Genomic DNA, 21608 nt, shown 5'->3' with positions numbered 1-21608 from the left:
GTCAGGCGCGGCGCCGGTAGGCGAGCACGGAGACGATCAGGGCCGCGATGCCCGCGACCAGTCCGCCGGCTCCGAGCGCGATGCCCGTGACGTCGTTCGCGGTCGAGGCGGCCGCCGTGTCCTCCGTGCTTTCGGCCGCGTCGTGCTCGCCGTGACCGCCGGCGGCGGCCTCGGTGACCGTGACGACCGGTGCCGGAGCGTCCAGGCTGTGCGGGTCCTCGCCCTTCTCGGCGAGCTGCGTCCACTCGGTCGAGCCCTCGACGCACTCCTGCACGACGGGGAACGCCAGCGACGCCGGAGTGCTCTCGTCCAGACCGACGCCCATGCTCACGGCGCCGCGGAGGTCGGTGGGCACGGGCGTCAGCGCCGTGTAGGTGACCTCGCTGACGAGACCGTCGTCGCCACGCTCGACCTGGATGCTCCAGTCGCCGTCCAGGGTCGGTGCCACGGACGCGAGTCCGTCGGGCATGGTGATGCGCAGTGCCGTGGTCGGGGAGTTCTCGCAGCCGTGGGAGAACGAGAACGTGAGCACGCCGTGGTCGCCGGCGACGAGCTCGTCGGGGCTGACGCTCACGTGGGCGCTGGCCATCGCGGGGACCACGAGGGCGAGGACGGCACCGCCGAGGACTCCGGCGGTGGCGAGGGCGGTGCGGCGGGTGCGGCTGGTGCGGGTGTTGCGGGACATGCGGAAATCTCCTGTGTGCTCGGAATGCGGGCGCGCCACGATGGCGCGTTCCCGCGAGAGGGATGGGGCCGCCCGATGCGGGCGGCGGAATCCGGTGCGACGGAAGTCAGTCGCAGATGAGCGCAGGAGGGCCCCGTCGCGACACGGCGGACGAGGCCGCGGCGTCGAACGAGGGAAGGGTGATCGCGCGAGGGCGGAGGGGGCGTCGGTGCTCGACCGGTGCGATCGCGGCGGCCCGACGCAGCAGCGCCTCGACCCAGCGGACCACGGCCCGCACGACCGTCTCTCCGTGCCAGACCACGAGCGTGGTGAGCAGGGCTGCGACCGCGTGCGCGAACAGCATCAGGGTGGCGGGGGCCGACGCGGGCGATGCGGGTGCGAGTGCCGAGAGTGTCAGATGGTGCACATGTCCGGTGCCGCCCGCGAGGTCGACCCCGGTGGGCGACCCCAGTGCCTGGAACAGCAGGTGGAAGGCGACCTGGGAGACGACGACGGCCACCGCGACGCGCCCGCGCGACTGCCGCACGCCGACCAGGAGTGCGGAGAGCGGCGTCAGCAGGGTCGCGACGGCGAGGATCAGCAGCGGATGCGGGGCCGCTCCGCCGCCGAGCGTGTGCGACAGCGCGGCGAGCAGGGTCGCGACGGAGGAGACGACGGCAGCGCGTACGAGTCGCAGCTGCCGGGCATTCACGCTGACAGCCTAGCCGTGCGGCAGGTGCCGGGCGGATTCCTAGCTGGGGGGCAGTAACGTTGGCACGTGGAAATCCTGCTCTATCTGGGCGGCATCCTCTTCATGCTGATCGGCCTCGGCCTCTCGATCGGCCTGCACGAGGTCGGCCATCTCGTCCCCGCGAAGCTCTTCGGCGTGCGCGTCGGCCAGTACATGATCGGCTTCGGACCGCGGCTCTGGTCGAAGCGCATCGGCGAGACGGAGTACGGATTCAAGGTGCTGCCCCTCGGCGGCTTCATCTCGATGTCCGGCATGTACCCGGAGTCGAAGAGCTCGGGTCCGGCCTCCGGCGTGTTCCGCTCGCTGATCCAGGACGCACGATCCGCGAACGACGAGACGATCGCCGAGGGGGCGGAGGACCGCGTCTTCTACCGCCTGCCGGTGTGGAAGCGCGTCGTGGTCATGCTCGGCGGACCGCTGATGAACCTGATCCTCGCCACCGTGGTCTTCACCGTGCTGCTCTCCGGGATCGGACTGCAGCAGGGGACGACGACGATCGCCTCGGTCAACGAGTGCGTGGTGCCCGCCGGCTCCACGGCGACCGAGTGCTCCGCGGACGATCCGGCGTCGCCCGCCGCCGAGGCCGGGATCAAGCCCGGCGACGTGATCGTGTCGGTCGACGGCACCCCGGTGTCGACCTTCGCGGAGGCGACGGCGATCGTGCAGGCGGCGCCGGGCGAGACGCTCCCGATGGTGGTCCGGCGCGACGGTGTGGAGAAGCCGCTGAGCATCACGCCGATCGAGGCCCAGCGCACCATCACCGACGCCGGCGGTCGGCCGATCCTCGATGACGCCGGCGAGCCCGTCGTCAAGGACGTCGGCTACGTCGGCATGACATCGCAGATGGGCTACGTGCAGCAACCGCTGAACGCGGGTCCGCAGATGACGGCGGACACGGTCGCACGGGTGGGCTCCATGATCCTCACGCTCCCGGTGCGGATCTGGGACACCGGCGTCTCCCTCGTCACCGGCAGCGAACGCGACCCGAACGGTCCACTGAGCGTGGTGGGCGTCGGCCGTATCGCCGGGGAGGTCGCGGCGACCGATGCACCAATCCTCGACAGGTTCGCGATCCTCCTCAGCCTGCTGGGCTCGCTGAACGTCGCTCTCTTCGTCTTCAACCTGATTCCGCTGCTGCCGCTCGACGGCGGGCACGTCGTCGTGGCGCTGTGGGACGGCATCCGACGGGTGTGGGCCAAGATCTTCCGCCGGCCCCCGCCCGCGCCCGTCGACGCGACCAAGCTCGTTCCGCTGACCGTGGTCGTCGCGGTGCTGCTGATCGCGATGGGCGCGGTGCTCCTGCTTGCCGACGTCTTCAACCCGATGAAGATCCTCGGCTGAGCGCCTCAGGCGAACGCGTGCCCGACGAGGCGCTCGAGCGTGCGGATCCCGTCGCGCGAGAGGATCGATTCCAGGTGACCCTGCACGGATGAGAAGTGCGCCCCGCGGAGGGCGTACACATCGCCGGAGGCGACGTCCGCCGAGATCTCTGCCGGTCCGACCGTCGTCGTGCCGGGGGCGACGCGTGCGGTGAACGTGTTGTAGAAGCCGATCGAGGCGTTCTCTCCGAACACCGGGACGGACTTCTGCAGACCCTGATGCGGGGCATCCAGCGGAGTCAGGGCGATCCCGAGTCGGTCGGCGAGGATCTGGTGGCTCAGGCACACCGCCAGCAGCGGGGCGCCGGCATCGAGGCGACGGGCGACCACTTCGCGCATCCGGGCGATCCGTCCGTTCTCGGTGTCCCGGGGGTCGCCCGGGCCGGGGCCCGCGACGACGAGGTCGGCGGCATCCAGATCCGCATCCCGCACCTCGCTCCAGGGGGCGATCGTGACGGCGAAGCCGAGGTGGCGCAGCTGGTGGGCGAGCATGGTCGTGAACCGGTCCTCCGCGTCCACGACGAGGGCGGTGCGGCCGGCGAACGGGCCGGTGAAGTCCTCGCCCTGCGGGTTGAGCCAGAACTCCGCCAGACGGGCGTTGCGCGAGGACAGCAGCTCGGCGATGGCGGGGTCGTCGGCGAGGGCGCGCGTCTCTCCGGGTGCATCCGCGTCGCTGCGTGCTTCCGCCACGCGGTCGCGGTCGATGGCGCCGATCGCACCGAGCACGCCGGCGGCCTTCCCATGCGTCTCCGAGACCTCGCCCAGGGGGTCGGAGTGGCGCACCAGCGTCGCCCCGACCGGGACGCGCAGCGTGCCGTCCTGCAGATACACCGTGCGGATCAGGATCGGGGCGTCCACGTCGTGCCCGCCGTCGGCGTTCGGGGTGAACAGTGCGGCGACCCCGGAGTAGTAGCCGCGCGGCTTCTGCTCGTGGCGTCGGATCACGGCGCACGCGTTCTGCATGGGGGAGCCGGTGACGGTCGGGGCGAACATCGTCTCGCGGAGGATGTCGCGCGGGTCGAGGGAGCTGCGTCCCCGGAGCATGTACTCGGTGTGCGTGAGCCGTGACATCTCCTTCAGATGCGGCCCGGTGATCCGTCCGCCGTCGGAGCAGACGGCGCTCATCATCTTGAGCTCCTCGTCCACGACCATGAACAGCTCCTCGGTCTCCTTCGTGGAGGCGAGGAAGTCGATCAGCGTCTCCTTGGTGGCCCCGCCCGCCGGGTGGCGGAAGGTGCCGGAGATGGGGTTCATCGTGACGATGCCCTCCCGCGCGACGACATGCGCCTCGGGACTCGCGCCGACGGCGATGTGTCCGGGTGTGAAGACCGCGAAGGTCCAGTACGCACCGCGTTCGTGGGTCAGGAGTGCGCGGAACCAGGTGAGCGCGGCCGTGCGGTCGTCGACGTCGATGCTCGCGGTGAAGTCCCGTCGGATCACGAAGTTCGCGCCCTCGCCGCGGCCGATCTCCTCGGCGATGACCCTCTCGACGATCGCGGCGTACTCCTCGTCCGCGATGTCGAAGCCGTCGTCGTGCAGCGGCACCGGTGCGCTCGGGAGTGCGGCGAGGAGGTCGGCGGTCGGCAGGTCGAGGTGCTCGTCGACGATCACGCAGCGCAGCGGTGCCCCGTCATCCTGCGCGACGAACCCGCGCTCGCGCACCTGACGGTAGGGGACCATGGCGAAGACCTCGCGCGCGGCGCCGTCGACGGTCAGGGGGATGTCGGCGAGCAGGTCGACGTCGACGACGTCGCCGGTGAGGAGCTCGACGGTGTCGGCGCCGTCGCGCGCGATCAGCACGAAGGATGCCGTCGGATCGGCGCTGAGCTCGGCGAGTCGTGAGAGGGTCATCGATGTCTCCTGTGCAGTGCTCCGGCTCGGCGCAACGAAAAGACCGCCCCGGAGGCGGTCTGGATTCGTGGGAACGCGAACACACCGCCTAGAAGGCGGGCCACCAGGTGAAGTTCGCGAGCATGGGGCCGAAACTACCACATCGCGGGTGTCCGCCTGAGCGCGATGTCGTCACCAGATGCTGCCGCCGGGCTCCCGTGCTTCGGCGTCGAGAGCGTGGTCGACGGCCAGCCGCACGGCGCGGGCGAGCTCCTCCTCGGCGAGGTGCGGCGCGCCCGACGGCGCCGTGCCGGACGACCACGGAAGGTGCACGAATCCCGCGGGGATGCCGGGCTCGACGGCGCCGAGCGCGGTGTACAGCACGTGGTTGCAGACGTAGGAGCCGGCCGACAGTGAGAGCTGCGCCGGAATCCCGTGAGCGGTGAGCACCTGGACGATGCGCTTGACCGGAAGGGTGGCGAAGCGCGCCGCAGGTCCGTCGGTCTCGCTGGGGACGTCGACCGGCTGTGCCCCGTCGTTGTCCGGGATCCGCGCGTCCATCAGGTTCACGCCGACGCGCTCGACCGCGACGCGCGGACTCCCGCCGGCGAGTCCGGTGGCGATGACGGCGTCGGGGGAGTGCTGCGCGATCAGGGCACGCAGACGTCGAGCGGAGCCCTCGAAGGCGACGGGAAGCGTCGCGACGACGAGGTCGTGCGGGCCGTCGTACCCGGCTGCGACCGCGTTCACCGCATCGGCCGAGGGGTTGCGTGCTGCGCCGTCGAAGGGCTCGAAGCCGGTGAGAAGGATGACCGCCATCTCCTCAGCGTATGTGCGTCCGTCCAGCCCTCACGCATCCTGGCGGCGTAGGCTTGAGGCGTGCCAGCAGTGAACCTCGGAATGCCGAAGATCCCCGAAGTCCTCGCCCCCCGTCGCAAGTCCCGCCAGATCAAGGTGGGCAAGGTGCTCGTGGGCGGCGACGCTCCCGTCAGCGTGCAGTCGATGACGACCACGAAGACGACCGACATCAACGGGACCCTGCAGCAGATCGCCGAGCTCACGGCGTCTGGCTGCGAGATCGTGCGCGTCGCCGTGCCGCATCAGGACGATGCCGACGCGCTGAAGATCATCGCGATGAAGAGCCAGATCCCGGTGATCGCCGACATCCACTTCCAGCCGCGCTACATCTACACGGCCATCGACGCCGGGTGCGGGGCGGTCCGGGTGAACCCGGGCAACATCCGCGAGTTCGACGGCAACGTCGGCAAGATCGCCGAGGCGGCCAAAGCCGCCGGCGTCTCGCTGCGCATCGGCGTCAACGCCGGTTCGCTCGACCGTCGCATCCTGACCAAGTACGGCAAGGCCACCGCCGAGGCTCTCGTCGAGAGCGCCGTCTGGGAGGCATCGCTGTTCGAGGAGCACGACTTCCACGACTTCAAGATCTCGGTCAAGCACAACGACCCGATCGTGATGGTCAAGGCCTACCGCCAGCTCGCCGAGCGGGGCGACTGGCCGCTGCACCTCGGTGTGACCGAAGCCGGGCCCGCCTTCCAGGGCACGATCAAGAGCGCGACCGCGTTCGGCATCCTCCTCGGCGAGGGCATCGGCGACACGATCCGGGTCTCGCTGTCCGCTCCGCCCGCCGAAGAGGTCAAGGTCGGCCACCAGATCCTGCAGTCTCTCAACCTCCGGGAGCGCAAGCTCGAGATCGTCTCGTGCCCGTCGTGCGGTCGCGCCCAGGTCGACGTGTACACGCTCGCCGAGAACGTCACCGAGGGGCTCAAGGACATGACCGTCCCGCTCCGCGTCGCCGTGATGGGCTGCGTCGTGAACGGCCCCGGTGAGGCGCGTGAGGCCGACCTCGGGGTCGCCTCGGGCAACGGCAAGGGCCAGATCTTCGTGAAGGGCGAGGTCATCAAGACCGTGCCGGAGGCCGACATCGTCGCGACGCTGATCGAAGAGGCCAACCGGATCGCCGCCGAGATGGGGCCGGAAGCGCCGCTCGGAACCGCTCAGGTCGTCACGGTCTGACTCCGTCCCGCATTCCGACCGCTCGATCCTGAGGAGTCCCATGTCTGCCACGATCGTGTCCTTCGCCGAGGGGGCCGTCTCCGGCGATGGTGTCGTCTCGCGGGTCGAGGCGACACCGCGAGGCACGGTCGTCGTCGTCGACGCGACGCCGTTCCACCCGGTGGACCACACCTGGCCCGATCAGCCCGGCGACTCCGGCTCGCTCGGGGACGGCACGGCCGACGTGCGCGTGACGGAGGCCGTGATGGCCGCCGTGAGCGATGAGGGCGAGTTCGCTGTGGGCGGCGACATCCCCGCGAAGCGCGGCACCGAAGGCTGGACCTGGCTCGTGGCGCATCTGCTCGACGGCGAGGCGCCGGGTTGGGTGGCCGAGGACGCGCACGTGAAGCTGTCCGTCGACACCGCCAGACGGGCGGGTCTCAGCCGCGGGCACACCGCCTGCCACCTGGCGTCTCTGGCGCTCGACCTCGCCCTCGCCGATCTCTGGCGCAAGGAGCCGGGCGAGGACGCGCTCGGGAACCCGGACTTCGAGAGCCGCGCGAATCAGTCCAGCCGCATCCACGAGGACGGCGCCGTGGACGAGTATCGCCTCGGCAAGAGCCTGCGGAGGGCCGGCTTCGACACCGAGGGTTTCGCCGCGACGATCGACGAGCGCGAGGCGCGGATCAACTCCCAGCTCGCCGCCTGGATCGCGTCGGCGGCCACGAGTCGTGTCGAGACGGAAGGGCCGACCATCGTCGATCGTCGCCGTTGGCACTGCGAACTCCCCGAGGGGGAGGCCGTGATCCTGTGCGGCGGCACCCACGTGGCCTCCCTGTCGGAGTTCGCGTCCGTCACGGTGTCGCTCGACCTGAGCGATCCTCAGCTGCTCGTGATGACGACGTCGGCGCGGGCATAGGCTCGGCGGCGGAACGCTCGACGGTCCTGGCACGCCCGTGTCGTCAGGGGCGCGCGCCTGACGGGGCGGGGTCTTCGTCCGTCGGACGCCAGACCGCGCGGAGCACGCGCTGAGCATCGGCCAGCGCGAGTCCTTCCGCCTTGGCGATCTCGGCGAGCGCCCGGGCCGCGTCGGCGATGCCACCCGCGGCCGGTCGGGCGGTGTCGCTCACGCGTGTGCCGGATCCGATCCGCGAGGTGGCGAGCCCGTCGTCCTCGAGGAGCCGATACGCCTTGGCGACGGTGCCGGGCGCGATCGAGAGGTCCGACGCGAGTTGGCGGACGGAGGGGAGACGGTCCCCGGCGAGGAGATGACCTGTCGTGATCAGTCCGCGGATCTGATCGTGGACCTGCTCTGCGGGCGACTCGCCGGCGTCTCGGCGGATGGTGATGATCATGACGCGAGTGCCGGTGTCGTCTTCCGCGCGCCCATCGGCACACCGCTGAGCACGGTGATCAGGCAGAGGGCGAGGCCGGCGACGGTCGCGATCGCCCAGGCCACGAAGAGGGCGGGCCCCATCGCCGCGAACGGGGTCCCCAGCGACACGGTGCCGATCGTGCCGGCCTGAGCGGACAGCATCATCGAGGCGGTGCCACGCAGCGAGTTGAACACGACGGCGAGGTGCAGCAGGACGGCAGCGCACGCGATGCGCGTGATGTTCGCGGCGCGGAGGCGTCGGATCGCGGTGTCGAGATCCACGTCATCGCCCCAGGCGGGACGCGGGATCCGGAGCCAGGCGATGGTGGTGACGACGAGAAGGGCGGCGAGCAGAGCAAGGGACGGAAGCGAGTAGTACCACCCGTAGATCCCTGACGACGCTGCCGTCCCGGACGTGCCGAGGGTGATCGAGAACAGGGTGTGGTGCCCGAGGTCGTCGGTCTCGGAGGCGGCGCCGGCGGCCAGCGCGAGGATGACCGCGAGGACGACGAGGGCGCCCAGGACGATCGGCCGGCTCGGACGCAGGAACGTCCGGAGCGTGCGCGGCACCAGTTGCGCCGAGGCGTTCATGGACGTCGAGCGCGGAGGGAACGAGAGCAGGACGACCCCGAGGATGCCGACGATCAACGGGAGCGCTGCTCGGGTGCCGTCGTCCCACCAGAGAACCGGACCGAGCCCGAAGTCGCCGGGGAGCGGGGCGGCGGTCACCACGACGGGGATTCCGCCGGCGACCGCGGCGAGCACGGCGTCTCGCGTTCCGAGGCGTGGGGCACCACGAAGAAGCGTCAGCCGGAGGACGACGGCGATGCACGCGGCCAGCGCGAGCGGGCCCCACATCAGAAGGTAGAACAGGAACATCGGAGCCTCCAAGGTGCATCATCCCGTTGATACACTATGTACCAAACCCGTGACACACTTCAAGACCCGTCAGAGAGCGAACTCCACCTCGCCCCGGGCGATGTCGGCCCGGACGACGCGCAGGCGCACGATGTCACCGGGCTTCGCGTCCGCGGGCAGCGGTGCGGTGGCGGTGACCGCGGGCTCCGCGATCTGGATGCTCGCCCGCTCGCCGCGCAGCTCGATCACGGTCGCATCGATCGTCGTCCCCACCAAGGGGGTGAGCAGTGCCGCTTCGACCGCGTTGACGGTGGCCGCGTTCAACCGGGAAGCGCGCTGACCCGACTCCTGCATGAGGGCAGGGAGTTCCGAGAGCGAGGCACGCGCCCACTCCGGCGCAGGTTCGCCGTTCGCCGCCGCGAGGCAGATCGCGAGGACCCAGCGATCGACCAGCCGGCGCAGGGGAGCGGTCGCATGCGCGTATGGCGCGGCGATGGCCGCCTGCACCGCATCTCGTGGCGCCTCGCCGTTGAACACCAGGTACCCCGCGCCGCGGAACAGGGAAGCCGCAGCTTCGAGCACGGGGAGGGTCATCGGGTCGCTGCGATCGAGGCCGCGGAGGTACTCGCCGTAGGTGCCCGTCGTCCAGGGGCGACCGAGCGCCTCCGTCTGGTGGCGGAACGTGTCGAAGGCCGCATCGTCCGGCTCCGGCATCGTGCGGAGGATGCCCACCCCGGCGTCGAGCATCAGGGAGGCGGCCGCCATTCCGGTCATGAGCGAGAGCTGGGCGTTCCACTCCTCCACGGGAAGAGGGCTCCGCCGTTCGATGGCGTACGTTCCGTCGTCCGCGCGCACGACCTCCTCGTCGGGGAGATTGAGGCTCGCTCCTCCCCGACGGCGCTCCTGCTCGAGCCGCAGCGCGCCGATCACGGGAAGGAGTGTCGCCGGTCCCTCCTCGCCGCGGTCGAGGGTCTGCTGCGTGGTCGTGTAGTCGAGCTGCGCGCGCGAGCGGATGAGGGCGCGCTCCAGACGGAAGTCCGTGACGACGCCGTCGGAATCGAGCGCGAACGTCCACACCAGTGCCGCGCGGTCCACGTCGGGGAGCAGGGACGCGCGATCCTCGCTCAGGACGGCCGGGTGCAGCGGGATCCTGCCGTCTGCCGCGTACAGCGTCTGCCCGCGCCGGCGCGCTTCCGCATCCACGGCGCCCCCCGGGATCACGAAGCCGGGCACGTCGGCGATCGCGTAGCGCACCGTGAAGCCGGATCCCGCGCGCTCCAGGTGGAACGCCTGGTCGAGGTCCCGGGAACCCTCCGGATCGAGCGTCGCGAAGGGGATCTCCCGAAGATCCAGAACCGGCGCGGTCGCCGTCGACCGCTCCGCCTCGGCGAGCACCTCGGCCGGGAAGTCGACCGGTCCGTCGAGCGATTCCCGCAGCGCGGCCAGTGCGGAGGCGAGCTCGGTCTGGGCGGCGGACGGGGCGACGTGCGATCGGCGCTGGGGCATGGCTCCACACTAGGCGGGCGACACGGAGGAGAGCCCTTGCCCCTCGGTCGACCGAAAGGTAACATTTCACTTACCATGAGCTCGGACGAGGTCCGAGGGAGGAGACACCCATGAAGGCACTCGTCTACCACGGTCCCGGTCGCAAGAGCTGGGACGAGGTCCCGGATCCGAAGATCCTGGCTCCGACCGATGCGATCGTCCGCATCGAGAGCACGACCATCTGCGGTACCGACCTCCACATCCTGAAGGGCGACCTGCCCGCGGTGACGGAGGGACGCATCCTCGGCCACGAGGGAGTCGGCGTCATCACCGAGATCGGCGATGCCGTGACGGAGCTCTCGCCGGGGGACCGCGTGATCATCTCGTGCGTGAGCTCGTGCGGCAAGTGCGACTTCTGCGTGGCCGGGCTGGCCTCCCACTGCCGGGCGGAGGAAGGGGCGCCGGGAATCGGCTGGATCCTCGGGCACCTCATCGACGGGACCCAGGCGGAGTATGCGCGGATCCCGTTCGCGGAGACGTCGCTGCACCGGCTGCCCGACGGTCTGTCGCCCGAGACCGCGGTCCTCCTCAGCGACATCCTGCCGACAGGCCACGAGATCGGTGTGAAGTACGGCGGCGTGAAGGCCGGCGACGTCGTCGCGGTCGTCGGTGCCGGTCCGGTCGGACTCGCCGCGATCATGACGTCGCAGCTGTACGGCCCGAGCAAGGTGATCGCGATCGACCTGGACGCCAACCGGGTGGAGCTCGCTCGCGGTTTCGGCGCCACGCACGCCGTGGTCTCGAGCGCGGCCGACTGGCGCGATCAGGTGATGGCGTTGACGGACGGGCTCGGCGTCGATGTGGCGATCGAGGCGGTGGGCATCCCGCAGACGTGGGACATGGTGCTCGACATCGTCCGTCCGGGAGGACACGTGGCGAACGTCGGCGTGCATGGCGCGCCCGTCGCGTTCCCCCTCGATGAGCTATGGATCCAGAACCTCACCATCACGACCGGCCTGGTGAACGCGAACACCGCACGGATGCTGACGAAGCTCGTGGCCGAGCGGCGCATCGATCCGAGCGGATTCGTGAGCCACCGGTTCGCCCTCGCCGACATCGAGAGCGCCTACGACACGTTCGGCCGTGCGGCCGAGACGAAGGCGCTCAAGGTCGTGCTCAACGCCTGACGCGGCGATCGGGTGGAGTCGAGCGCCTCGGCTCCACCCGATCCGTCTGCCTGGATCGATCCTCCTTTCTCGAAGGAGTCGGCCCGGTCGTGCACCGCGCGCGTTAGCGTGGAGACATGACCACTGCAGCCAAGGCCCAGACCCTTGTCGGACTCTATGACGCCCCGGAGATCCTCCGCGTCGTGAACGTGTGGGACGTCGTCTCCGCGCGAGCGGTCGCCGCCCTCCCGGAGACGAAGGCGATCGCCACCGCCGGACACGGCATCGCCGCCTCCTTCGGCTACGACGACGGCGCCACCCCGCGCGAGATCATGATCGACATGGTCGGCCGGATCGCCGCCGCTGTCCACGTCCCGGTCACCGCCGACCTCGACGACGGGTACGGTGACGCCGGGGAGACCACCCGACTCGCCATCGGCGCCGGTGTCGTCGGCGCGAATGTCGAGGACCGTCTCAAGCCGCTCGACGAATCCGTCGCCGCGGTCGAGGCCATCGTCAAGGCCGCCGAGGCCGAGGGCGTGCCCTTCGCGCTGAACGCCCGCACCGATGCGTTCGTGCGCGCCGGCGGGCGCCCGGTGCAGGAGAGCATCGCCGATGCGATCCAGCGCGGTCGCGCCTACCTCGACGCCGGCGCGACCGCGGTCTTCGTGCCCGGCATCCTCGACATGAACGTGACCCGCCAGCTCGTCGAGGGGATCGGGGAGCGCAAGGTCAGCGTGATCGGCATCCCCGGCGCCCTCGCCGCGTCGGAGTACGAGAAGCTCGGTGTCGCACGCATCTCCTACGGCCCCCTCCCGCAGCGCGTCGCGCTGACCGCACTGCAGGAGCTCGCCGCCGACCTGTACGCGGGCGGCGTGGTCCCGGCGAACCTCCCGGCGCTCAACTGACTGACGTCATCGGCGTCGAAGACGGGTGGCCACGGCTCACTAGACTTGCTCCGTGGTCACTCGTCTTTCGAACTTCTTCCTCCGTACTCTCCGTGAAGACCCTGCAGGCGCAGAGGTCGCCAGCCACAAGCTGCTGATCCGGGCGGGGTACATCCGTCCGCAGGCGGCCGGCATCTTCGCGTGGCTGCCACTGGGTCTGCGCGTCAAGGCGAAGATCGAGACCGTCGTCCGCGAGGAGATGTCCGCGGCCGGTGCGCAGGAGGTGCACTTCCCCGCGCTGATGCCGCGGGAGGCGTACGAGGCGAGCGGTCGCTGGGAGGAGTACGGCGATCTGCTCTTCCGACTCCAGGATCGCAAGGGCGGCGACTACCTCCTCGCCCCGACGCACGAGGAGGCGTTCACGCTGCTCGTGAAGGACCTGTACTCGTCCTACAAGGACCTGCCGCTGACGATCTACCAGATCCAGGACAAGTACCGCGACGAGGCCCGCCCCCGCGCCGGTCTGCTCCGCGGCCGCGAGTTCACGATGAAGGACGCCTACTCGTTCGATGCCTCCGACGAGGGGCTCGACGCCAGCTACCAGGCGCAGCGTGATGCGTACGAGCGCATCTTCCAGCGCCTCGGCCTCGAGTACGTCATCGTCCAGGCCGATGCCGGGGCGATGGGTGGATCCCGCAGCGAGGAGTTCCTGCACCCGACTCCCGTCGGCGAGGACACGTTCGTGCGCAGCGCGGGCGGCTATGCCGCCAACGTCGAGGCGTTCACGACGGCCGTTCCCGCGGCGATCGCCTACGACGCCGACGCAGCCCCCGTGGTCTTCGACTCGCCGGACACGCCGACCATCGAGACGCTCGTCGCACACGCGAATCGCGAGCTCGACGGCGAGTACACCGCGGCGGACACGCTGAAGAACGTGGTCTTGGCGCTCACGCACCTCGACGGCACGCGCGAGCTGGTCATCGTCGGCATCCCCGGCGACCGCGAGGTCGACGAGAAGCGTGCGGAGGTGGCCTTCGCGCCCGCCGAGGTCGAGACCGCCACGGCGGACGACTTCGAGAAGAACCCGCTGCTCGTGAAGGGCTACATCGGCCCCTGGTCGCCGACCGGCGCCGTGCTGGGCGAGGAGTCCGCCACCGGCATCCGTTACCTGGTCGACCCGCGGGTCAGCGAGGGCACGAGCTGGATCACGGGCGCGAACATCGACCAGAAGCACGCGCACTCGGTCGTCGCCGGGCGCGACTTCGAGGCCGATGGCATCATCGAGATCGCGAACGTGCGCGCCGGCGACCCCGCCCCCGACGGCTCCGGCCCCGTGGAGCTCGCCCGCGGCATGGAGATCGGTCACGTCTTCCAGCTCGGTCGCAAGTACGCCGAGGCGCTCGGCCTCAAGGTGCTCAACGAGAACGGCAAGCTCGTCACCGTTACGATGGGCTCCTACGGCATCGGCGTGACGCGCATCCTCGCGATCATCGCCGAGCTCAACAACGACGAAAAGGGCCTCATCTGGCCGACGTCCGTCTCGCCCTTCGACGTGCAGGTCGTGGCCGCCGGTCGCGATCAGGTCGCGTTCGAGGTGGCGGAGTCGCTCTCGGCCCAGCTCGAGACCCACGGGCTCGACGTGCTGTACGACGACCGTCCCAAGGTGTCGCCCGGCGTGAAGTTCGGCGACGCCGAGCTCGTCGGTGTGCCGAAGATCGTCATCGTCGGACGCGGCGCCGCCGACGGCCAGGTCGAGCTGTGGGACCGTCGCACCGGTGACCGCGACGCCGTCACCGTCGCCGAGGCCGTGGAGGGACTCACCGCCGCCGAGTGAGCCACCCCGGCCGCGTCGTCAGCAGACGATGCGGCCGTGGTTCATGATGTCGTCATCCGGAGTGTCTCGGGTGACCAGGGACTTGAGGGCGCCGGCCGCCATGGCCAGCTTGCCCTTCGCCGGCTCCCAGAACTCCGTCACGGTCGGCGTCACCTTGAGAAGGGCGATGCCGGGGGTGTCGAGGCCGTCGGCGAACCAGATCTCCAGCGACGCCGAGTAGAGCTCTTCCATCTTCGCCCGATCATGGACGACCTCTGCGGTGCCGGCGACGGAGACGTATCGCATCCCCTTGGCGTCGCAGTAGGCGAGACCGACGTCGTGGTGTCGCTGCGCCTCCTCGACCTTCTCGGTGTCCTCCGCGGTGAAGAACCAGATGTCGCCGGCGTCATCCATCTGCCGGGTCGACATCGGTCGGCTCACGAGGTTGCCGTCGTCGTCGACCGTGGTGAGCATCGTGATGTCGATGTCCTCCACGAGCTCGGCGACGCGGGCGAGGGCTTCGGGTCCGGTGATCTCTGTCATGGTGCCAGCGTGCCCTGGAGTGCGGGGGAGGGCACGGGCGTTGACACCGGGGCCGGGTCGTGGCACGGACCCGACCGTGTCGACGCGAAGCCCGGCGTTGCGAGGCGGGGTCGCCCCGCCTCATGACACGCTGGAGTCATGATCGACGAACCCCTGCCCGAAGCCCTCAGCTCCGAGATCAACGCCGTCCTCGACGACGCGGGCGTGCACGCCGACCGACGCCTGGTGATGCGGATGCTGCGCACCGCGATCCTGCTCGGCGAGGACGGCGCGGACCGCCTCGACCTGAAGATCGCCTCCGCGGCCCTCGCCGAGATGCGCGACGCCTTCCGACTGTTCGCGCCGTTCCGCGGTGTCCCGAAGGTGACCGTCTTCGGCTCCGCCCGCACGCGGCAGGACGATCCGCTCTACCTGACCGCTCGCGACGTCGCCTCGGCGCTGGCGGGCGACGGCTGGATGGTCGTCACCGGTGCCGGCCCCGGCATCATGCAGGCCGCCTCCGAGGGGGCCGGCCCCGCGCTGTCGCTCGGCGTGTCGATCCGACTGCCCTTCGAGGAGAAGCCGAACGGCTTCGTCGCGGGCCAGGATCACGTCGTCGCGATGAAGTACTTCTTCACGCGCAAGCTGATGCTCATCAAGGAGTCCCTGGGCTTCATCTGCCTTCCCGGCGGGTTCGGCACCCTCGACGAGATGTTCGAGCTGCTCACGCTGCAGCAGACCGGAAAGGCGGAGCCGACGCCGATCGTGCTCCTCGACCAGCCGGGCGGGACGTTCTGGCAGGGCCTGCGCAGCTTCATCGATGATCACCTCGCTCCCACCGGCGTCATCTCGCCGGGCGACTTCGACCGCGTCGTGATCACGGATTCCGTCGAGGCGGCGCGAGCCGAGATCACCGGGTTCTGGCACAACTACGACTCGCTGCGGTGGGTCGGCGATGCCCTCGTGCTGCGGCTGCGGGCGGAGCCGACGGATGAGGAGATCGCGTCGCTCAACGAGCAGTTCGGCGGGATGCTGTCCTCGGGGCGCATCGAACGGACGGCGCCGCGGCAGCCGGAGGTCGCCGACGAGGATCTCCTGGACCTGCCGCGTCTGGCCCTGCACCTCGATCAGCGTCAGGTCGGGAACCTGTTCCGGCTGATCGGGGCGATCAACGCCCTGCCTTCTGCTCCCGCGCGATGATGTCGGCGGCGAACGCGCCGAGATCGACCGGGTGGCCGAGGATGCGCTCCGCCGCCCGGTGCCCGGAGTAGAACGCGGCACCGACCGTCGCCGGCTCGTCGCCCCAGGTGGCCTCGCCCGCGAAGTGCAGCACGTCGTCCACGGGACCGGCCAGCGCGTCGTGATCGTGGTGGGTCGAGCCCAGCGCCAGGTGCGAGTACGAACCGTTCGAGAACGGGTCGAGGCCCCAGCGCGTGATCCAGTGCGCCCGCGGCTCGCCGACCGCGTCGCCGTAGAGCGCCCGCAGTGCCCGGACGACGTCGGCGACGACCTCTTCGTCGGAGAGCTCCTGCATGCGGCGCCCGAAGGGGCCGGCGGCGAACGTCAGCAGCGTGGGCAGCCCGCTGACCGCGGACACGTCGTACCAGGAATGCCAGTGCTCGCCGGCCTCGCCGAGGGCGCGCAGCACATAGCTCTCCTCGTTCCAGAAACGCTCCGGGAACTGCAGGAAGACCTTGTTGAAGACACCCATGCCGAGCCGCGCGATGGGCCCGGCGACGGCGTCCGGCAGGGGCGGTTCGAAGGCGATCGTCCCCGCCTTCAGGACGCCGAGCGGCACCGTCACGATGACACGGTCGGCGGTGAACTCCTCGGCCTCGGTGTGGACCACCACACCCTGCGTCGAGAGGGTCACCCGGGTCGCCGTCGTGTCGAGGCGGATGTCGAGGTCGGCGCCGATCCGCCTCGGCAGCTCGTCGTACCCCCGCGGGAAGATCACCTCGTCGCCCTCGATCGCGTCCTCGTCGAGGCCGTGCGCGTCGAGGTCGCCGACCCAGGCGCCGCACTGCTCCTCGACGCGGTGGCGGAAGAACTCGCGGATGTCGTCGATGCGCTCGGGGGAGAGGCCGGAACGGTCCAGCGCGCGCTCGGTCACATCGAGATAGGTGTCGCCGGCGGAGGAGGCGGAGATCTCCTCGACGAGCAGGCGATCGGCGGCGTCGACGTCGGCGATCCACTGCGCGCTGGCATCGGCAGCCATCGCACGCCCTTCGCCGTCGAAGTTCTCGATCGGCCGCCCGCCGACCTGGAAGCTGCCGACCGTGTACTCGATGGTGGGGATGTGCAGCGCCTGGGCGAGCTCCCAGAGCGGCGAGCCGTCGATGCCATGGATCCACGAGGCGCCGAGATCGACGGGGAATCCGGCGCTCCGGTCGGTGTTCATCCGTCCTCCGACGCGGTCACGCGCCTCGAGGACGAGGACGCGCTGACCGGCGTCCGTCAGCATCCGAGCGCTGGTGACGCCGGACATGCCCGCGCCGATCACGATCGTGTCGAATGTGCTCACGTGCTCCTCCTCGAGCGGCTCCCCGTCCCGGACGGCGGTGCCGTCGTGGCAGGGGCCGGTGCGCACAGGGTATCGTGGTACGGATGTCGCGCGTGCGAACAGGCGCGACGAGAGCTGAATAGAGAGGCCGTCATGGACATCGAACTGAGTCTTCTGCGAGGGATCGAGAAGGAGAAGGCGATCCCCTTCGACGAACTCGTCGCGATCATCGAGCAGGCGATCCTGACCGCGTACTCCAAGCACGTCTCCGAAGATGGTGCGACGCCCGAGGGCGTCCGCGTGCACCTGGACCGCAAGACCGGGCATGTCGCGATCCTGCAGGTCGTCCGCGACGAGGAAGACGCCATCATCGGCGAGGAGGATGCGACCCCCGACGACTTCGGACGGATCGCGGCCTTCGCCGCCAAGCAGGTCATCAGCCAGCGTCTGCGGGACATCGCGGATGACGTGGTGCTCGGAGACTTCAAGGACAAAGAGGGCGACATCGTCGCCGGTGTGATCCAGCAGGGTCCCAACCCGCGCATGATCCACGTCGACCTCGGTGCCGTCGAGGCGATCCTCCCGCCCGAGGAGCAGGTGCCCGGCGAGGAGTACACGCACGGCTCGCGCCTGCGCGTCTACGTCACGAGCGTCGCCAAGGGGCTCAAGGGCCCGCAGATCACGGTCTCCCGCACGCACCCCGGACTCGTCCGCAAGCTGTTCGCGCTCGAGGTGCCGGAGATCGCCGCCGGTCTGGTCGAGATCGTCGCGCTGGCTCGCGAGGCGGGGCACCGCACCAAGATCGCGGTGCGCGCGAACGACCCCTCGATCAACGCGAAGGGCGCCTGCATCGGCGAGCTCGGACGACGTGTCCGCGCCGTCACCGAGGAGCTGGCGGGAGAGAAGATCGACATCGTCGACTACGACGCCGACCTTCCGACGTTCGTCGCCCACGCGCTTTCGCCGGCGAAGGTCACGAGCTCGTTCGTGCTCGACGCCGGCACCAAGGCCGTCCGCGCCCTGGTGCCCGACTACCAGCTGTCGCTCGCAATCGGCAAGGAGGGTCAGAACGCCCGTCTGGCCGCCAAGCTGACCGGTGCGAAGATCGACATCCAGCCGGACAGCGTCCTCGACTGACCGGCTCCGGCCTTCCGACGCGCCCCGAGTGCGGGCGAGGCGGGGTGAAACGCAGGTGTAAGATGGAACCCGTACGAACGTGCGTCGGTTGTCGCACGCGTGCTCCCCGCTCCGCCCTTCTCAGGGTGGTGTCACAGAACGACACCCTCATCGTCGATGAGCGTGCTGTCCTGCCGGGGCGCGGCGCGTGGGTGCATCCGACACAGGAATGCATGGATGCCGCTCTGCGGCGTCGCGCATTCGGACGAGCACTGCGTGTGACCACTCAGCTGGACACACGGACCTTCGAACAGCACCCACCAAGAAACAAAGGCTGAACAGCTATGGAAACAAAGTGAACGGCTCGAAATGAGACCCGTCCGCGACTAGTGGTCTGCCCTGTCTGGGTGGACCGACTCAGACAGGAGAATTGTGGCTGGTAAACCACGCGTACATGAGATCGCCGCCGAACTCGGCGTCGACAGCAAGGTCGCTCTTGCGAAGCTCAAAGAACTCGGTGAGTTCGTGAAGAGCCCCTCCTCGACCATCGAACCGCCGGTGGCGCGCAAGCTGCGCGCGGCGATCGAGGCCGACGGCTCGCTCAAGGGTTCGGCCGACGCCGCCCCCGCGGCAGCCAAGCCCGCTGCGGCGAAGCCCGCAGCGAAGCCGGGTGCCAAGCCGGCACCCACCCCGGGCCCGAAGCCCGGTCCGAAGCCTGCCCCGGAGGCACCCGCCCCCGAGGCGCCCGCGCCTGCTGCGCCCGCTCCTGCCCCCGTGGCAGAGGCTCCGGCCGCAGCCGCGCCCGAGGCGGCCAAGCCCGCCGAGGGTGGCGCTCCGACTCCCGGGGCTCCGCGCCCCGGCAACAACCCGTTCAGCTCCGCGCAGGGCATGGGCCAGCGCCCGACCGGTCCCCGACCGGGCAACAACCCCTTCGCCTCGGCGCAGGGCATGGGCCAGCGCCCGACGCCGGGTAACATCCCGCGTCCGCAGGCTCCGCGTCCCGGTGCACCCCGTCCGGGTGCTCCGCGTCCCGGCTCGCCTCGTCCCGGTGCACCTCGCGGTGGCCAGGGCGGTCGTCCCGGTGCTCCGTTCCAGCAGCGTCCCGGCGGCCCCGGTCGTCCCGGCGGTGCCGGTGGACCCGGCGGCGCCGGCGGTCCCGGAGCTCGTCCGGGCGGCGGCTTCGCCGGTCGTCCCGGTGGCGGTGGCGGTCGTGGCCGTGGTCCCGGCGGTGGCACCGCAGGTGCCTTCGGCAAGGGCGGCGGCAAGAGCAAGCAGCGCAAGTCGCGGCGGGCGAAGCGGCAAGAGTTCGAGATGCGGAGTGCTCCGGTCGTCGGTGGCGTCAACGTCACCCGCGGTAACGGAGAGATCATCCGCATGCGCCGCGGCGCATCGATCGCGGACTTCGCCGACAAGATCGAGACGCTGACCGGTTACACGGTCCAGCCCGGAACCCTCGTGACGATCCTCTTCAACCTGGGCGAGATGGCCACGGCCACCGAGTCCCTGGACGAGGCGACGTTCGAGGTCCTGGGTGCCGAGCTCGGCTACAAGATCCAGATGGTCTCGCCCGAGGACGAGGACAAGGAGCTCCTCGAGGGCTTCGGTCTCGACCTCGAGGCCGAGCTGGAGAACGAGAGCGAAGACGACCTCGAGATCCGTCCTCCGGTCGTCACCGTCATGGGTCACGTCGACCACGGTAAGACGCGCCTCCTCGACGCGATCCGCCAGACCAACGTCATCGAGGGTGAAGCCGGCGGCATCACCCAGCACATCGGTGCCTACCAGGTCTGGACCGAGCACGAGGGCATCGAGCGGGCCATCACGTTCATCGACACCCCGGGTCACGAGGCGTTCACCGCCATGCGTGCCCGTGGTGCGCAGGTCACCGACCTCGCGATCCTCGTGGTCGCCGCCGACGACGGCATCATGCCGCAGACGGTCGAGGCGCTGAACCACGCCCAGGCGGCGAACGTGCCGATCGTGGTCGCGGTGAACAAGGTCGACAAGCCCGACGCCAACCCCTCGAAGGTGCGTCAGCAGCTGACCGAGTACGGTCTGGTCGCCGAGGAGTTCGGTGGCGACGTCATGTTCGTCGACGTCTCCGCTCGTGCGAACACCGGTATCCAGGACCTCCTGGACGCCGTGCTGCTCACCGCCGACGCCGGTCTCGACCTGACCGCCAACCCGAACAAGGCCGCTCGCGGTGTCGCCATCGAGGCGAAGCTCGACAAGGGTCGCGGTTCGGTCGCCACGGTGCTGATCCAGTCCGGAACGCTCCGGGTCGGTGACGCGATCGTCGCGGGTACGGCATACGGCCGTGTGCGTGCGATGGCGGATGAGAACGGCGAGCAGGTCCTCGAGGCCTACCCGTCGCGTCCGGTCCAGGTGCAGGGTCTCAACTCCGTGCCCCGCGCCGGCGACGTCTTCATCGTCACCGAGGAAGACCGCATGGCCCGCCAGATCGCTGAGAAGCGTGAAGCAGTCGAGCGCAACGCCCAGCTGGCCAAGGCCCGCAAGCGCATCTCGCTCGAGGACTTCACCCGTGCTCTCGAAGAGGGCAAGGTCGAGTCGCTCAACCTCATCATCAAGGGTGACGTCTCCGGTGCCGTCGAGGCGCTGGAGGAGTCGCTCCTCAAGATCGAGGTCGACGACTCGGTGCAGCTGCGCATCATCCACCGCGGTGTCGGTGCGATCACCGAGTCCGACGTGAACCTGGCGACGATCGACAACGCGATCATCGTGGGCTTCAACGTCCGTCCCGACACGAAGGCGCGCGAGCGCGCCGCTCGCGAGGGCGTGGACATCCGCTTCTACTCCGTCATCTACAACGCGATCGACGAGATCGAGAGCTCGCTCAAGGGCATGCTCAAGCCGGAGTACGAAGAGGTCCAGTCGGGTGTCGCCGAGATCCGCGAGGTGTTCCGTTCCTCGAAGTTCGGCAACATCGCCGGTGTCATCGTGCGGTCGGGAACGATCACGCGAAACGCCAAGGCTCGCGTCATCCGCGACGGCGTCGTGCTGGCCGATGGCCTCGCCATCGAGTCGCTGCGTCGCTTCAAGGACGATGTCACCGAGGTCCGTACGGACTACGAGGCCGGTATCGGCCTCGGCAAGTACAACGACATCCAGATCGGTGATGAGATCGAGACGACCGAGCTCGTCGAGAAGCCTCGCGGCTGATCAATTCGAAACACCTTCGGGCGTCCCTTCGCTCCCGCTCCTTCCGGAGCGCGGAGTCGGGGGACGCCC

At 69.9% G+C, this 21608-nt stretch carries 19 protein-coding genes; 10 read left to right on the top strand and 9 right to left on the bottom strand.

Going from position 1 to position 21608, the window contains the following annotated elements; genetic code table 11:
* Position 1: 1 nt before the first annotated feature.
* Together AC07VM_RS17530 and AC07VM_RS17525 are read right to left on the bottom strand one after the other, a co-directional pair.
* Positions 2–685 carry a YcnI family copper-binding membrane protein gene (locus AC07VM_RS17530; protein WP_494912500.1) on the bottom strand — a complete coding sequence of 228 codons (684 nt, stop codon included), beginning with the start codon at positions 683–685 and terminating at the stop codon, positions 2–4.
* A 106-nt stretch (positions 686–791) separates the two neighbouring features.
* A complete protein-coding gene (locus tag AC07VM_RS17525; protein ID WP_494912499.1) occupies positions 792–1376 on the bottom strand; it encodes a hypothetical protein in 585 nt (194 codons plus the stop codon).
* Between the two features lie 66 nt (positions 1377–1442).
* Between AC07VM_RS17525 and AC07VM_RS17520 the strand changes: the two genes are divergently transcribed.
* On the top strand, positions 1443–2756 hold the full coding sequence (locus AC07VM_RS17520; RefSeq protein ID WP_494912497.1) for a M50 family metallopeptidase: 1314 nt from the start codon (positions 1443–1445) through the stop codon (positions 2754–2756).
* Positions 2757–2761: 5 nt separating this feature from the next.
* Here AC07VM_RS17520 and AC07VM_RS17515 read toward each other — a convergent pair whose 3' ends face one another.
* A complete protein-coding gene (locus AC07VM_RS17515; RefSeq protein WP_494912496.1) occupies positions 2762–4645 on the bottom strand; it encodes a chorismate-binding protein in 1884 nt (627 codons plus the stop codon).
* A 171-nt stretch (positions 4646–4816) separates the two neighbouring features.
* Positions 4817–5443, bottom strand: coding sequence for a pyroglutamyl-peptidase I (locus AC07VM_RS17510; RefSeq protein ID WP_494912494.1), 627 nt, complete (start codon positions 5441–5443; stop codon positions 4817–4819).
* Between the two features lie 81 nt (positions 5444–5524).
* Here AC07VM_RS17510 and ispG point away from each other — a divergent pair, with 81 nt between their 5' ends.
* Positions 5525–6655, top strand: coding sequence for a flavodoxin-dependent (E)-4-hydroxy-3-methylbut-2-enyl-diphosphate synthase (gene ispG / locus AC07VM_RS17505; protein ID WP_494912614.1), 1131 nt, complete (start codon positions 5525–5527; stop codon positions 6653–6655).
* A gap of 40 nt (positions 6656–6695) precedes the next feature.
* Positions 6696–7553 carry a hypothetical protein gene (locus AC07VM_RS17500; RefSeq protein ID WP_494912493.1) on the top strand — a complete coding sequence of 286 codons (858 nt, stop codon included), beginning with the start codon at positions 6696–6698 and terminating at the stop codon, positions 7551–7553.
* 43 nt (positions 7554–7596) lie between these two features.
* Here AC07VM_RS17500 and AC07VM_RS17495 read toward each other — a convergent pair whose 3' ends face one another.
* The 3 genes from AC07VM_RS17495 to AC07VM_RS17485 all read right to left on the bottom strand — a co-directional run bounded on the left by AC07VM_RS17495 (position 7597) and on the right by AC07VM_RS17485 (position 10373).
* Positions 7597–7989 carry a GntR family transcriptional regulator gene (locus AC07VM_RS17495; RefSeq protein ID WP_267418137.1) on the bottom strand — a complete coding sequence of 131 codons (393 nt, stop codon included), beginning with the start codon at positions 7987–7989 and terminating at the stop codon, positions 7597–7599.
* Positions 7986–8888, bottom strand: a complete 903-nt coding sequence (locus tag AC07VM_RS17490) for a hypothetical protein (RefSeq protein WP_494912491.1) — start codon at positions 8886–8888, stop codon at positions 7986–7988. The genes AC07VM_RS17495 and AC07VM_RS17490 overlap by 4 nt, the downstream gene beginning before the upstream one ends.
* A gap of 69 nt (positions 8889–8957) precedes the next feature.
* Positions 8958–10373, bottom strand: a complete 1416-nt coding sequence (locus tag AC07VM_RS17485; protein WP_494912489.1) for an RNB domain-containing ribonuclease — start codon at positions 10371–10373, stop codon at positions 8958–8960.
* Positions 10374–10483: 110 nt separating this feature from the next.
* On the opposite strand from AC07VM_RS17485, the gene AC07VM_RS17480 reads away from it, so the two are divergent.
* The 3 genes from AC07VM_RS17480 to AC07VM_RS17470 all read left to right on the top strand — a co-directional run bounded on the left by AC07VM_RS17480 (position 10484) and on the right by AC07VM_RS17470 (position 14239).
* Complete coding sequence (locus AC07VM_RS17480; RefSeq protein ID WP_267418140.1) at positions 10484–11539, top strand: zinc-dependent alcohol dehydrogenase family protein; 1056 nt, start codon at positions 10484–10486, stop codon at positions 11537–11539.
* Positions 11540–11655: 116 nt separating this feature from the next.
* The gene (locus AC07VM_RS17475) at positions 11656–12426 is read left to right on the top strand and encodes an isocitrate lyase/PEP mutase family protein (protein ID WP_494912487.1); all 771 of its coding nucleotides are present in this window, start codon (positions 11656–11658) and stop codon (positions 12424–12426) included.
* Positions 12427–12478: 52 nt separating this feature from the next.
* Positions 12479–14239, top strand: coding sequence for a proline--tRNA ligase (locus tag AC07VM_RS17470; protein ID WP_494912486.1), 1761 nt, complete (start codon positions 12479–12481; stop codon positions 14237–14239).
* Positions 14240–14257: 18 nt separating this feature from the next.
* On the opposite strand, the gene AC07VM_RS17465 is transcribed toward AC07VM_RS17470, so the two are convergent.
* Entirely contained in the window at positions 14258–14761 is a 504-nt protein-coding gene (locus AC07VM_RS17465; protein ID WP_267418143.1) for a pyridoxamine 5'-phosphate oxidase family protein, read from the bottom strand.
* Between the two features lie 138 nt (positions 14762–14899).
* Here AC07VM_RS17465 and AC07VM_RS17460 point away from each other — a divergent pair, with 138 nt between their 5' ends.
* A complete protein-coding gene (locus tag AC07VM_RS17460) occupies positions 14900–15940 on the top strand; it encodes an LOG family protein (protein ID WP_494912485.1) in 1041 nt (346 codons plus the stop codon).
* Here AC07VM_RS17460 and AC07VM_RS17455 read toward each other — a convergent pair.
* The gene (locus tag AC07VM_RS17455; protein WP_494912484.1) at positions 15909–17264 is read right to left on the bottom strand and encodes a flavin monoamine oxidase family protein; all 1356 of its coding nucleotides are present in this window, start codon (positions 17262–17264) and stop codon (positions 15909–15911) included. The genes AC07VM_RS17460 and AC07VM_RS17455 overlap by 32 nt on opposite strands.
* Before the next feature lie 132 nt (positions 17265–17396).
* On the opposite strand from AC07VM_RS17455, the gene nusA reads away from it, so the two are divergent.
* The 3 genes from nusA (at position 17397) to infB (ending at position 21539) form a co-directional block, all read left to right on the top strand.
* Positions 17397–18380, top strand: coding sequence for a transcription termination factor NusA (gene nusA / locus AC07VM_RS17450; RefSeq protein ID WP_267418146.1), 984 nt, complete (start codon positions 17397–17399; stop codon positions 18378–18380).
* 62 nt (positions 18381–18442) lie between these two features.
* A complete protein-coding gene (locus AC07VM_RS17445; protein ID WP_267418148.1) occupies positions 18443–18697 on the top strand; it encodes a YlxR family protein in 255 nt (84 codons plus the stop codon).
* 94 nt (positions 18698–18791) lie between these two features.
* Positions 18792–21539 carry a translation initiation factor IF-2 gene (gene infB / locus AC07VM_RS17440; protein ID WP_267418150.1) on the top strand — a complete coding sequence of 916 codons (2748 nt, stop codon included), beginning with the start codon at positions 18792–18794 and terminating at the stop codon, positions 21537–21539.
* Positions 21540–21608: the final 69 nt, after the last annotated feature.

It is taken from the genome of Microbacterium sp. GW821-FHT01D02 (genome assembly GCF_059422585.1).
This window is presented reverse-complemented; position numbering and strand designations above follow the sequence as displayed.

Bases quoted from the DNA above. Each gene is read 5' to 3' on its own strand.
- AC07VM_RS17500 (WP_494912493.1), top strand. From the start codon at position 6,696: ATGTCTGCCACGATCGTGTCCTTCGCCGAGGGGGCCGTCTCCGGCGAT.
- AC07VM_RS17475 (WP_494912487.1), top strand. From the start codon at position 11,656: ATGACCACTGCAGCCAAGGCCCAGACCCTTGTCGGACTCTATGACGCC.
- AC07VM_RS17495 (WP_267418137.1), bottom strand. From the start codon at position 7,989: ATGATCATCACCATCCGCCGAGACGCCGGCGAGTCGCCCGCAGAGCAG.
- AC07VM_RS17490 (WP_494912491.1), bottom strand. From the start codon at position 8,888: ATGTTCCTGTTCTACCTTCTGATGTGGGGCCCGCTCGCGCTGGCCGCG.
- AC07VM_RS17460 (WP_494912485.1), top strand. From the start codon at position 14,900: ATGATCGACGAACCCCTGCCCGAAGCCCTCAGCTCCGAGATCAACGCC.
- AC07VM_RS17445 (WP_267418148.1), top strand. From the start codon at position 18,443: ATGGAACCCGTACGAACGTGCGTCGGTTGTCGCACGCGTGCTCCCCGC.
- AC07VM_RS17485 (WP_494912489.1), bottom strand. From the start codon at position 10,373: ATGCCCCAGCGCCGATCGCACGTCGCCCCGTCCGCCGCCCAGACCGAG.
- AC07VM_RS17515 (WP_494912496.1), bottom strand. From the start codon at position 4,645: ATGACCCTCTCACGACTCGCCGAGCTCAGCGCCGATCCGACGGCATCC.
- ispG (WP_494912614.1), top strand. From the start codon at position 5,525: ATGCCGAAGATCCCCGAAGTCCTCGCCCCCCGTCGCAAGTCCCGCCAG.
- AC07VM_RS17510 (WP_494912494.1), bottom strand. From the start codon at position 5,443: ATGGCGGTCATCCTTCTCACCGGCTTCGAGCCCTTCGACGGCGCAGCA.
- AC07VM_RS17530 (WP_494912500.1), bottom strand. From the start codon at position 685: ATGTCCCGCAACACCCGCACCAGCCGCACCCGCCGCACCGCCCTCGCC.
- AC07VM_RS17465 (WP_267418143.1), bottom strand. From the start codon at position 14,761: ATGACAGAGATCACCGGACCCGAAGCCCTCGCCCGCGTCGCCGAGCTC.
- AC07VM_RS17480 (WP_267418140.1), top strand. From the start codon at position 10,484: ATGAAGGCACTCGTCTACCACGGTCCCGGTCGCAAGAGCTGGGACGAG.
- nusA (WP_267418146.1), top strand. From the start codon at position 17,397: ATGGACATCGAACTGAGTCTTCTGCGAGGGATCGAGAAGGAGAAGGCG.